Source organism: Corynebacterium sp. LK10 (genome assembly GCF_008042455.1).
In the GTDB taxonomy this organism is placed as follows: domain Bacteria; phylum Actinomycetota; class Actinomycetes; order Mycobacteriales; family Mycobacteriaceae; genus Corynebacterium; species Corynebacterium jeikeium_D.
Genome location: NZ_NOVT01000010.1, coordinates 1 through 10,677 on the forward strand (window position 1 = coordinate 1; position 10,677 = coordinate 10,677).

11 protein-coding genes, 2 tRNA genes and 2 riboswitches are annotated in these 10,677 nt (G+C 57.5%); of the genes, 10 read left to right on the top strand and 3 right to left on the bottom strand.

Annotated elements, in window-relative coordinates:
• The first annotated feature begins 420 nt into the window (after positions 1–420).
• From CHU70_RS03675 to CHU70_RS03690, 4 genes are all read left to right on the top strand, one after another.
• Positions 421–497, top strand: a tRNA-Asp gene (locus CHU70_RS03675).
• Positions 498–516: 19 nt separating this feature from the next.
• A tRNA-Phe gene (locus CHU70_RS03680) sits at positions 517–589 on the top strand.
• 157 nt (positions 590–746) lie between these two features.
• Positions 747–1,202 (top strand): hypothetical protein, encoded by a 456-nt coding sequence (locus tag CHU70_RS03685; RefSeq protein ID WP_048733759.1) that lies wholly within the window; start codon positions 747–749, stop codon positions 1,200–1,202.
• 107 nt (positions 1,203–1,309) lie between these two features.
• Positions 1,310–1,591: a GNAT family N-acetyltransferase gene (locus CHU70_RS03690; protein ID WP_049173078.1), complete on the top strand. Its 282-nt coding sequence runs from the start codon at positions 1,310–1,312 to the stop codon at positions 1,589–1,591.
• Positions 1,592–1,691: 100 nt separating this feature from the next.
• Here the strand turns inward: CHU70_RS03690 and epsC are convergent, their stop codons facing one another.
• On the bottom strand, positions 1,692–2,285 hold the full coding sequence (gene epsC, locus CHU70_RS03695; protein WP_005511963.1) for a serine O-acetyltransferase EpsC: 594 nt from the start codon (positions 2,283–2,285) through the stop codon (positions 1,692–1,694).
• A gap of 115 nt (positions 2,286–2,400) precedes the next feature.
• A complete protein-coding gene (gene cysK / locus CHU70_RS03700; RefSeq protein WP_049173059.1) occupies positions 2,401–3,333 on the bottom strand; it encodes a cysteine synthase A in 933 nt (310 codons plus the stop codon).
• A 303-nt stretch (positions 3,334–3,636) separates the two neighbouring features.
• Positions 3,637–3,906: riboswitch (cobalamin riboswitch) on the top strand.
• A gap of 66 nt (positions 3,907–3,972) precedes the next feature.
• On the opposite strand from cysK, the gene CHU70_RS03705 reads away from it, so the two are divergent.
• The 5 genes from CHU70_RS03705 (at position 3,973) to ramA (ending at position 8,496) form a co-directional block, all read left to right on the top strand.
• Positions 3,973–4,755 carry an energy-coupling factor ABC transporter permease gene (locus CHU70_RS03705; RefSeq protein ID WP_049190264.1) on the top strand — a complete coding sequence of 261 codons (783 nt, stop codon included), beginning with the start codon at positions 3,973–3,975 and terminating at the stop codon, positions 4,753–4,755.
• A 38-nt stretch (positions 4,756–4,793) separates the two neighbouring features.
• A complete protein-coding gene (locus CHU70_RS03710) occupies positions 4,794–5,171 on the top strand; it encodes an energy-coupling factor ABC transporter substrate-binding protein (RefSeq protein ID WP_049173058.1) in 378 nt (125 codons plus the stop codon).
• Positions 5,168–5,905: a cobalt ECF transporter T component CbiQ gene (cbiQ, locus tag CHU70_RS03715; RefSeq protein WP_070549912.1), complete on the top strand. Its 738-nt coding sequence runs from the start codon at positions 5,168–5,170 to the stop codon at positions 5,903–5,905. Before CHU70_RS03710 ends, cbiQ begins: the two co-directional genes overlap by 4 nt.
• 2 nt (positions 5,906–5,907) lie before the next feature.
• Positions 5,908–6,732 carry an energy-coupling factor ABC transporter ATP-binding protein gene (locus tag CHU70_RS03720; RefSeq protein ID WP_147719484.1) on the top strand — a complete coding sequence of 275 codons (825 nt, stop codon included), beginning with the start codon at positions 5,908–5,910 and terminating at the stop codon, positions 6,730–6,732.
• 194 nt (positions 6,733–6,926) lie between these two features.
• A riboswitch (cobalamin riboswitch) is annotated at positions 6,927–7,184 on the bottom strand.
• Between the two features lie 475 nt (positions 7,185–7,659).
• A complete protein-coding gene (gene ramA / locus CHU70_RS03725; RefSeq protein ID WP_005511953.1) occupies positions 7,660–8,496 on the top strand; it encodes an acetate metabolism transcriptional regulator RamA in 837 nt (278 codons plus the stop codon).
• A gap of 71 nt (positions 8,497–8,567) precedes the next feature.
• Here the strand turns inward: ramA and CHU70_RS03730 are convergent, their stop codons facing one another.
• Positions 8,568–9,167 carry a cob(I)yrinic acid a,c-diamide adenosyltransferase gene (locus CHU70_RS03730; protein ID WP_049173053.1) on the bottom strand — a complete coding sequence of 200 codons (600 nt, stop codon included), beginning with the start codon at positions 9,165–9,167 and terminating at the stop codon, positions 8,568–8,570.
• Between the two features lie 47 nt (positions 9,168–9,214).
• Here CHU70_RS03730 and murA point away from each other — a divergent pair, with 47 nt between their 5' ends.
• Entirely contained in the window at positions 9,215–10,477 is a 1,263-nt protein-coding gene (gene murA / locus CHU70_RS03735) for a UDP-N-acetylglucosamine 1-carboxyvinyltransferase (RefSeq protein ID WP_224433880.1), read from the top strand.
• Positions 10,478–10,677 lie beyond the last annotated feature (200 nt).

The following is a 10,677-nucleotide window of genomic DNA, read 5'->3' on the forward strand; positions in this document are numbered from 1 at the left end:
GCGTCGGCGTGGGTAATGGACAAAAAGTGTGTCTGATTCTCAAGATGGTGACTGGTGAGAAGCCAAAAACTACGGGCTGCAAATGTGAAACTGTATGAGTTTATGACACTTTCAGGCCATTTTTCGAGCCATTTTTGTCATAAACGTAGTCAGTAACTCGCATCGCCCCAACGCCGCCAGCCATAAACGTAGTCAGTAACTCGCATCAGTGACACTGGGGGAGAGGGGGGGGCTTTACCCGGGTTTGGTGGGGAGAGCTTTTGCCACAGTCTAGGTTGCCCCGAGACCCGGGGCTGGATGTCAGTTTTCAACTTAAAATATCTGCCATGAACTGGCGATTTGCTTATGTTCAGCGCTGTTCTGTAGAGTAACAACTCGTGCACAGCGCTGGTAATCCAGAAAGTTGAGCACGGCATTTAAGGCCCTGTGGCGCAGTTGGTTAGCGCGCCGCCCTGTCACGGCGGAGGTCGCGGGTTCAAGTCCCGTCAGGGTCGCCACTTGATTAATTTCAAGTCTGGCCAGATAGCTCAGTCGGTAGAGCGTCCGCCTGAAAAGTGGAAGGTCAGCGGTTCGATCCCGCTTCTGGCCACAATTAATCCCCAGTCCGGAAACGGGCTGGGGATTCTTTGTTTTACCAGGTGTTTGTCGCGGGGATCGTCGTAAAGCACAGTGCATCGAGCCGTGCGAAAACCTTAAAGTGGGGGAAAATAAACCGCGTACACACCCTAGCGGATAGGATGTTGTGCATGAGTAAGGAATTCGCCTCAGCAGGAACGCTGTCCGACGATAAGACGCTGCCGTGGGTCGTGCGCATCTTCGTCTACACGGATGCTGAGGGCAGCCAATCGGCTGCTGAGAAGGTTCGTGGGGTGCTCGCGGAACTGATTCCGGATCAGGAAGTCAACGTCTACGAGGATGTCATGCCCGATGTGGGGCGCACTTCCTCTCTCGCTGATTTGTGGGCGGAGGCCAACCCGGGCATGGATCCGGGGGATCGGAAGCGTTACCGCATCAGTGTGGTGGCTCCGGGGCTGTCTCACTGCGAAATGGCGGACCTGGCAGGCCCGCTCGCTGAGGCCGTCAGCCCGGGGTGGGCAGAGGGGGAGGCTGCGACCAAGGTCGCGAAGGGCGATGTCCCGTGCCGTGTCGCTGTCGGGCGTGCCGACGAGCACCCGGGCGAACCCCCGCTAGTGCAGAATTAACCAGAATTCGGAATTAATCCGAAGCGAGAGCTGTTATCTGGGTTACATCCTAAGAGTCGTTTGCAATGACGACGCTTCACAACCATGAGAGGGAAGTGATTCCGAAAATGGCACACACTATTTCGCATGATGAGGCCGGTCAGCGCTACGTTCTCACCGTAGAGGGAGAAGAGGCCGGCTTTGCCGCTTACACCCCGGTGGAAGGTGCCCTGGACTTTGACCACACGGTTGTAGATGGCAAATTCCGTGGACAAGGCCTGTCCAAGCCGCTTATCGCAGGCGCGCTGGATGATGTTCGGAAGAACAACCGAAAGATTCGCACCAGCTGCTCCGCTGTTGCCAACTTCGTGGAGAAAAACCCGGACTACCAGGATCTACTGGCTGACTAGTCGCTGAAGGGCGAAGAACGCACAAAGAAGCCGGCCGGCTGCTCACGATAGGAAGAGCAGCCGGTCGGCTTTTGTATGTAGAGCTAGTTTTAGGGCGGGGCTAGATGAAGTCTCCGTCACCCTGGACGTACACCGCCGGATCGCACAACGGCTTGTGCTCTTCGGGCTTGGCAGGGCGTACGCGGCCCGGAATTCCTATCACGATGGAATCGGGTGGGCAGCTGTGGGTGACCACGGAGTTGGCGCCGATTGATGAGCCTGCACCAATTGTGATGGGGCCAAGGACTTTCGCACCTGCTCCGACGGTGACGTTGTCCTCCAGGGTGGGGTGGCGTTTTACCTTCTCCAGTGAGCGGCCGCCAAGCGTCACGCCGTGGTAGAGCATGCAGCCGTCACCGATTTCTGCGGTTTCGCCAATGACGATGCCCATACCGTGGTCGATGAAGAACCTTCGGCCAATTTGAGCGCCCGGGTGAATCTCAATACCAGTCAGCCAACGGGAAAACTGTGCGAGTACTCGTGCAATGCCCTTGAAAATCCCGCCTCGTTTCCAGAGGCGGTGCGAGAATCGGTGAATCCAGATTGCGTGTAGGCCGGAGTAGACAATGGCATTTTCTACATCACTGCGCGCAGCTGGGTCATGCGCACGGGCATTGTCCAGATCCTCTTTGAGGATTCGGAAAAAGTCACTCATGGGCGTCAATTCTATCTGGTCGGAGGTGTGGGCAATGCAAAAACCCGCTTGCCGACGGAAAGTGCCAGCTAGCGGGCTCTGCAGAGAAGGTTACGGGCGCTTATAGTGCTCGGCTTTAGTCGCGCAGATCCTCGTACAGGATGGAGGAGACGTAGCGCTCGCCGAAGTCAGGAACAATCACGACGATGTTCTTGCCCTCGGACTCCGGGCGGGCTGCAATCTCGAGAGCAGCCTTGATGTTTGCACCGGCAGAAATGCCGCCGAGGATGCCCTCGGCTGCAGCGACCTTGCGGGAGACCTCAATAGCGTCCTCGTTGGTAACCGCAATGATCTCGTCGAGAAGCTCCTGATCGAGAACCTCTGGGACGAAGTTTGCGCCCAGACCCTGAATCTTGTGCGGGCCGGCGGTGCCCTCGGTCAGCAGCGGGGAGGCCTTCGGCTCAACGGCAACCAGCTTGATGTCCGAGTTGTGCTTCTTCAGCGTGCGACCAGCACCGGTAATGGTGCCGCCGGTGCCGACACCAGCCACGAAGTAATCAACCTTGCCGTCGGTAGCTTCCCAGATTTCTTCACCAGTGGTTGCCTCGTGGATAGCCGGGTTGGCCGGGTTGGCGAACTGGGAAGCCAGGATTGCATTGTCGGTGTTAGCCACGATTTCGTTGGCCTTATCGACAGCGCCGCGCATGCCATCCGCGCCCGGGGTGAGTACAAGCTCAGCGCCAAATGCGCGCAGAACGACGCGGCGCTCCTGGCTCATGGTGTCCGGCATAGTGAGAATGACCTTGTAACCGCGGGCTGCGCCGACCATTGCCAGCGCGATACCGGTGTTGCCCGAGGTACCCTCGACGATGGTTCCGCCCGGCTTGAGCTCGCCAGAGCGCTCGGCGGCATCGATAATTGCGTTGCCGATGCGGTCCTTGACCGAGTTGGCAGGGTTGTAAAACTCCAGCTTGGCAATCACGTTGCCCGGCAGGCCCTCGGTAACACGGTTGAGCTTAACCAGCGGGGTGTTGCCGATCAGTTCAGTGACATCGTTATAAATAGTCATTAATCTTATCCATTCCGGAAATCACAGAGGACTTCCTAATGAGTTTTCGCGTGTAGCCGTAGTGTACGCCTGATCCTGCAATTAGTACAGACCAGTTCGTCTATTTCATGGCTTGCGTAGGGAAGTGGAAGCTGTCAGTTCCGGTGTCGCCACCGTCATAGTCGCCGCGGCCGGCGTCGTCGCAGTCGCACCGCTATTGTCGCAATGCTCCTGCTCTTGCCGCGTTAACGCTATCTCATTGCCTTGCTCGTCCTTACCTCCATTGTGAGGGTAAAGAGCATTAAAGTTTCTTAGAATCCACTATTCTGAGACGTGATTTACAGTGCACGGGAATGCCTTGTAAATAGGCAGCGGCCCTCGCCACTGTGATTGGGCGCGATTGCGGCCCTTATCTGCACAGCGGTTATATGCGATAACCGGAAAACGCAGACAATGGACTCAGCGATTGCGGTGCTTCGTCGAAGCCACTCAGGGGGACTCAAACCTTTGGGGAAGGAGGCGAAGCATTAATAGAAGTGTGAAGCTTTCCTCAGCCCATCAGCCAGGAGACCGACTGTAAATCATCCAATTCGCGTCCGCGGATTGGCGGTCGAGCGGTGCTGTCGAGGTGAATAGCGCCGTAGAAAGATGATTTACATCATGCATATTGCTGAGGGATTTCTCCCAGTTACTCATTGCATTGGGTGGGGCGTAGCTGCCGCTCCCTTTGTCATTCACGGCGCAATTCAAGTCAAGCGCACTATGAAAGAACATCCCGGTAGCGGCATGCTGCTCGGTGCTGCCGGCGCGTTTACCTTCGTGCTCTCCGCAATCAAGATTCCATCCGTGACGGGTTCCACTTCGCACCCGACGGGTACAGGTTTTGGTGCTGTAATCTTCAAACCTCCGGTGATGGCGCTGCTTGGCTCCATCGTGTTGCTCTTCCAAGCAATCTTGCTCGCTCACGGCGGCATTACGACGCTCGGTGCGAACATCTTCTCCATGGCAATCGTCGGCCCGTGGGTCGGCTACGCCTTCTACGTATTGACCCGAAAGCTCGGCGGAGGCCTGCTACCAGGTGTGTTTATGGCAGCGTTCTTCGCTGACCTCTCCACCTATGTTGTGACCTCCGTGCAGCTCGCTCTTGCACACCCGGCAAACCCGGGCGGTGTCGGCGGCGCTCTGGCTACATTCCTCGGCCTGTTCGCTATCACGCAGATTCCGCTGGCGATCATCGAGGCTCTGGTCACCGTCATTCTCATGCGCACCCTGCTGGCCGTGGCACATTCTGAGCTCCTCGATCTCGGCTTCCTGTCCCGCTTCGGTGATGCGCCAGCACCGGCGCTGGAGGCGAAAGCTGCAGAAGCCACGGCTGACGCTGTTGCAGGATCTGTCACTTCGCAGAATGCGGCAGCTGCATCCGTATCTGGCCAGAAGCAGTAGCCGTCGTCAAGCGAAAAGAAGCGAAAGAGAGCACGATTATGAATGCAAAAAACAACGCGCAGATTGTCGACGCACAGGCAGCTAGCCAGCCGAAGAAGAACTCCGTGTGGGTCAGCGTTGGTCTCATTGTCCTGGTAGTCGTAATTGCCATGTTCCCGCTGTTCTTCAACTACGGGGACGACGACGCCGAGGAGCCGTTCGCCGGCACTGATGCCACCGCTACGGAGACAATTCAGGAAATCGACCCGAACTACGAGCCGTGGTTCGAGCCACTCGTCGGCGAGCTGCCGGGTGAGGTCGAGTCGGGTCTGTTCGCGCTCCAGGCCGTTATCGGTGCTGGCGTCCTGTTCTACGTTATTGGCTTCTACCGAGGGAAGGCTGCTGCGCGTTCGGACAAGCGCGAGAAAGAGCAGTGAATGCGCTAGAAGCTGCAGCGGCGCGCAGCGCTTGGGCACGCCGCAACGTGGGTGAAAAGATTCTGCTGCTCGGTGGGCTGCTGATTCTGGCGGTTGCGCTACCGCCAATTCCCTTTGCGCCTGTCATTGCGGTCATTGCTTGGTCTATTGCGTACATAGCCCGAGTGCCCCGCAAGCTGTATGTGGCAATGGTGCTGGCACCGGCGGCTTTTGTGCTCGTCGGCGCGTTTCCGCTTTTGGTAGCGCTTACTCCCGACGGTCTCGCGTGGTCGCCGGATGGCCCGCAGCGAATGGCGCAGGTTGTGATGCGTTCGTTTGCGGGTATCAGCTGCACGATGGTCTTTGCGCTGACCACTCCGATTTCGGAGCTCATTGCCTGGCTCGACAAGCACGGCTTGCCGCGATACTTGACGTACCTCGCCGAGGTGATTTACCGGATGACCGGCGTGCTGATTCACTCCGCACACTCGATGACGGAAGCGCAAGCACGACGCTTGGGACACTCCACGCGCCGGGCGATGATCCGAGATGTAGCGGCACAGTCCGCCAGCCTCTTTGTCATTGCCTTTACCCGCGCGCGCAAGATGCAAGAGGGAATCGAGCTGCGCGCCGATCCGAGCGCAATGAAAGTACTGGTGATTTCGCGGCCCAGGCAGCCGAAGTTCATCGTGATATCCAGTGCATTACTTTTGTCGTTGATTGCGGCCTGGGCGCTGCTGAAATGGGGTGTATAGGGATGTCGAGCAGCAGGAAAAATCGCGCTGATCACGTACATGGTGCCAACGGTGTCATTGTCGAAGCGGCTGCAGTTACATACGCTTACGACGAAACCCACGTTCTGAAAGGCGTGGATCTGGCAATTTCGGGTGGCGAGCGCCTAGTGCTGTTGGGGGCAAACGGTTCGGGCAAGTCCACGCTGTTGCGTATGCTCGCGGGAGCGTCTAAGCCCAATAGTGGTGAGGTCCGCCTTGACGGCACCGTCTACACGTACTCCCGGCACGGCCGCAATGCGGTCCGTCGCTCAGTGCAGATGGTCACGCAGGATCCGGATGAGCAAATCTTCGCGGCTAGCGTGTTTGCAGACGTCTCGTTCGGTCCCGTCAACCTGGGGCTTAAGAACGAGGAAGTCGAACGGCGCGTCCGGCAGGCTCTAGGTACCGCCGAGATCACCGATCTCGCCGAACGCGTTCCGCACCAGCTTTCCTATGGTCAGCGCAAGCGCGTCGCTCTCGCTGGTGCGCTGGCGATGCATCCGCGTGTGCTGCTTCTCGACGAGCCCTCCGCCGGCCTCGATCCGCAGGCGACCCGAAAGCTTGCACACACGCTCAATCAATTGCGCGATCAGAGCACTGCCGTCGTCGTCGCCACGCACGACATCGACTTCGCGTGGAATTTCGCCGATAGGGCAGCGGTGCTTGCCGACGGCAAACTGCGCGTCGGCGCCAAGGAAGAAATTTTGGCCGATCGACGGTTGGTCGAACATGCTCGACTGGCTTTGCCCTGGGCGCCCGTGGTCTCCAAGGCGATTGGGCGAGATGTGTGCCATCCAGAGGATGTTTAGGCGAGTGGCTTGGTTGGTGAATAGCTCATCGATATGTGCAGCTAAACCGCGCTAAAAATGAGAAAAACGCCCGCGGGCAGGGCGTAATGCCTATGAAAATAGGCCTAGAAATATAGGCGAAGCTGTCGCATTTCTTCGCTTCCATTTCACGTCACACCTGTCCGCGGGCGATCTCCGTGGCCGTGGCACTTTGCAGTGCCCTCGGCGCATCAGGCAGGTATTCGGACTTTCTGGCGTGACCGACAATAAGGGGATGACGACTGCCGCAAGCTTCAATGCTTACGTGCAGATCCTTATTATCAATTTTCCTACTTTTCGCCGCTTCCCAAGGTTGAAATAACCTCAGTGCCGTTGGCGAATTTTGTTCCAGATTACCGCTGCGGGACAGTTCCGGAATTGCACCGGATTCCCTCTTGCGTTTGCTGTGCACCACCTTCGGACAACCACGTGGAGGACGTAGCATTGAAAGTGGAACTCAACAAAACCTGTTGCATGTATGACAATAGCGCACGATGCAAAATAAGCGAAGGTCTTTTTCGAAAATGTCCGCATTGGGGGTAAAACGCCGTTCATTACCCTCTGTTATCAACATTCACGCAGTTTGTTAGCGGAAAAATAGCTACCCCCTGCCTTGTATTTATTCGGCCGAGGCGGGGCTAATGACAGGATTTATCCTGGTATTTTCTTTACGTACTTGTAGAGAAACCTAGTTGTTTCCTAAGATTGTGTGACGGATGCCTTAATGCAGGTGTACCCGTTCGGAGGGTACTATCTACTTTGTACGGTTTACAGCCCCCGAAAGGGTCAGTGGCCGCTGAGCGGTAGTTGGCCATTTCGTAGGAGTGTAAGTCGGCGCGAAGTCACAGGCTGATGGTGCCTCTGTGGGTGCCAGTGAAGCAATTTGCCCGTTACGCAGGAGGACGCGAGATGGATCCCCACCGCATTCTGGACGACAATGAGGTTATTAAGTCGTCCTTGGTCGCCCTAAAGAATGCGACTGGTATTCCGGTCACAATGTATGCGGAAGTCACCGATAACTCTAAGATGCAGATCAACAACTGGGTTGGCCTGCGTACTCCGGCCCTGCAGAATCTGACTGTGGAATCGGGTGCGGGTGTCGGTGGTCGCGTGTTGGCCACGCGCCGCCCGGTGGGTGTCAGTGACTACCTGCGCGCCAAGGTTATTACCCATGAGTATGACGACAAGATTCGTGACGAAGGCCTGCACTCGCTGGTCGCCGTGCCGGTGATCGTTTCGCGTCTTGTCCGTGGCGTGCTCTACGGTGGCGTGCACTCCTCGGTGCGCCTGGGGGACAAGGTTCTTGAAGAGGTCACAATGACCGCCCGTTGCCTGGAGCAGGACCTCGCTGTCGTCGATGCCTGCCGCAACATGGATCGTTCTGGCAACGGTAAGGGCGGCCGCATCATGAATGGCGCTGAGTGGGAGCAGGTTCGTTCCACGCACTCCAAGCTGCGCATGCTCGCTAACCGTGTGGATGACGAGAAGCTGCGCCAGGAGCTCGAGGTGCTCTGTGACCAGATGGTCACCCCGGTTCGCGTCAAGCAGACCACCAAGCTGTCGGCTCGTGAGCTCGATGTTCTCGCCTGTGTCGCCCTCGGTCACACCAACGTCGAGGCCGCAGAGGAAATGGGCATCGGTGCCGAGACGGTTAAGTCCTACCTCCGCTCCGTAATGCGCAAGCTGGGCGCCCATACTCGCTACGAGGCCGTCAACGCGGCCCGTCGCATCGGCGCACTGCCGTAAACCGCTTGACGACGGTTCCTTTGCGCCCAAACCCGCGGGTATTGGGGTAGTCAGTTCTGCTACTTGCTCCGCTACTTACCCCCTGCTTGCCGCTGGGCTTCGCGCTCACCACCGGGGATCCACTTAACGTCGTTTCCGTCATTGGCCACTCTCGAAAGAATAAACAACAGGTCAGACAGGCGATTGAGATACTTCGCCGGTAGGACTGAGGTGGTTTCGGGAAATTCGCGGCAGGCAGCCCATGCTGCACGCTCGGCTCGGCGAGTAATCACCCGAGCTGTGTGTAGCAGTGCTGCGGCTGGTGTGCCTCCCGGGAGGATGAAGGAATCCAGTTTCGGCAGTTGTTCATTGAATTGGTCGCACCAGTGCTCGAGTCGCTCGATGTAATCCGGCTCGATACGCAACGGCGGGTACTTCGGGTTTTCTTCAATAGGTGTTGCCAGGTCGGCTCCGGCATCAAATAGGTCATTCTGCACGTAGCGAATGACAGCCGAGATTTCGTCGTCAAGCGTGCCGAAACTGAGCGCCTGGCCGAGTGCGGCGTTGGCCTCCTCGCACGTGGCGTAGGCGATAAGGCGAGAATCATCCTTGGGAACGCGGCTGAAATCGGATAATCCAGTGGTGCCGTCGTCGCCGGTGCGAGTGTAAATGCGAGTTAGATGAACGCTCATAGCTTCAAGCCTAAGCGCGATATTGCGAAATGTGGTTGGCTGGGGGAGTGGGAAATGAGCGATTTCTGGTTAAAGGCGGAGCGACGCTAAATGGTCAGGTTCAGATTTCCGGGGCGAAGAACTCGGTTCTGAAACTGATGGGTGCGGCGCTTCTCGCCGAGGGCACGACAGTACTGACGAACTGCCCTGAAATTGACGACGTGCCATTGATGCAAAAGGTCCTCGAAGGGCTCGGCTGCTCCGTGACGCGCGAGGGCGACCGGATTGAAATCACGGTGCCCGAAGAACTCTCGCATCACGCCGATTTCGATGCCGTGCGCCAGTTCCGCGCTTCGGTCTGTGTGCTCGGGCCGCTGACGGCGCGTACCCGTAACGCGATTGTCGCACTGCCCGGTGGTGACGCTATTGGTTCCCGCCCGCTGGACATGCATCAGGCTGGCCTGGAGAAATTGGGCGCGCGCACCTATATTCACCACGGTTGCGTGGTGGCTGAGGCGGGGCGTCTCAAGGGGGCGAACATCAAGCTGGACTTCCCGTCCGTCGGCGCGACCGAGAATATTCTGACCGCGGCCGTACTAGCGGAAGGTACGACTGTGCTGGATAACGCCGCCCGTGAGCCCGAAATTGTCGACCTGTGCGAGATGCTCGTGGAGATGGGCGCCAAGATTTCGGGTGCGGGATCTAACACCATCACGGTTGAGGGCGTAGAGAAGCTGCACCCGACTGAGCACAAGGTTGTCGGCGACCGAATTATCGCAGGGACCTGGGCTTATGCTGCAGCGATGACCGGCGGCGATATTACGGTCGTTGGCATTAACCCTAAGTACCTGCACCTTCCTCTGGAAAAACTGAAGAACGCAGGCGCTCAGGTCGAGACCTACCCGCAGGGCTTCCGCGTGCGTATGGACGGGCGTCCGCAGGGTGTGAACTATCAAACGCTGCCATACCCAGGCTTTCCGACGGACATGCAGCCCATGGCCATTGCTCTGTCCGCGGTGTCCGAAGGGACGTCAGTGCTTACCGAGAACGTTTTTGAATCGCGCTTCCGGTTTGTCGACGAGATGATTCGCCTCGGCACGGACGCGACTATCGATGGCCACCACGTGATGATTCGCGGAAAGGAAACGCTGAGTTCCGCACCTGTGTGGTCTTCGGACATTCGCGCCGGAGCGGGACTAGTGCTTGCTGGGCTGTGTACTGAAGAAGGTGACGTCACTGAGGTGCACGATGTCTATCACATCGACCGTGGTTACCCGGGCTTCGTAGAGACACTCAATTCTCTTGGCGCATCGGTTGAACGGGTTAGCTAGTGATTGTTGGCCTCTGGTCAATGGCTAACGGCTAAGCGCACGGTGCTAGTTAAACACGCGGTGCGGAAAACCATCGCAAGTCTTCGGTTCTGGATGCTTCAGAACCGTAGGGAGTGATTCTCCAGTGGTGGCTTGTGGTGGTTTTCGCTATTTTACCTGGGGTTTTGTGTCTTTGGTGGGGTGTGTGTAATGTATCTGGA

Coding starts and splice junctions, on each gene's coding strand:
- ramA (WP_005511953.1), top strand. CDS start 7,660: ATGGATCCCCACCGCATTCTGGACGACAATGAGGTTATTAAGTCGTCC.
- CHU70_RS03720 (WP_147719484.1), top strand. CDS start 5,908: ATGTCGAGCAGCAGGAAAAATCGCGCTGATCACGTACATGGTGCCAAC.
- CHU70_RS03685 (WP_048733759.1), top strand. CDS start 747: ATGAGTAAGGAATTCGCCTCAGCAGGAACGCTGTCCGACGATAAGACG.
- cysK (WP_049173059.1), bottom strand. CDS start 3,333: ATGACTATTTATAACGATGTCACTGAACTGATCGGCAACACCCCGCTG.
- CHU70_RS03690 (WP_049173078.1), top strand. CDS start 1,310: ATGGCACACACTATTTCGCATGATGAGGCCGGTCAGCGCTACGTTCTC.
- CHU70_RS03710 (WP_049173058.1), top strand. CDS start 4,794: ATGAATGCAAAAAACAACGCGCAGATTGTCGACGCACAGGCAGCTAGC.
- epsC (WP_005511963.1), bottom strand. CDS start 2,285: ATGAGTGACTTTTTCCGAATCCTCAAAGAGGATCTGGACAATGCCCGT.
- CHU70_RS03730 (WP_049173053.1), bottom strand. CDS start 9,167: ATGAGCGTTCATCTAACTCGCATTTACACTCGCACCGGCGACGACGGC.
- CHU70_RS03705 (WP_049190264.1), top strand. CDS start 3,973: ATGCATATTGCTGAGGGATTTCTCCCAGTTACTCATTGCATTGGGTGG.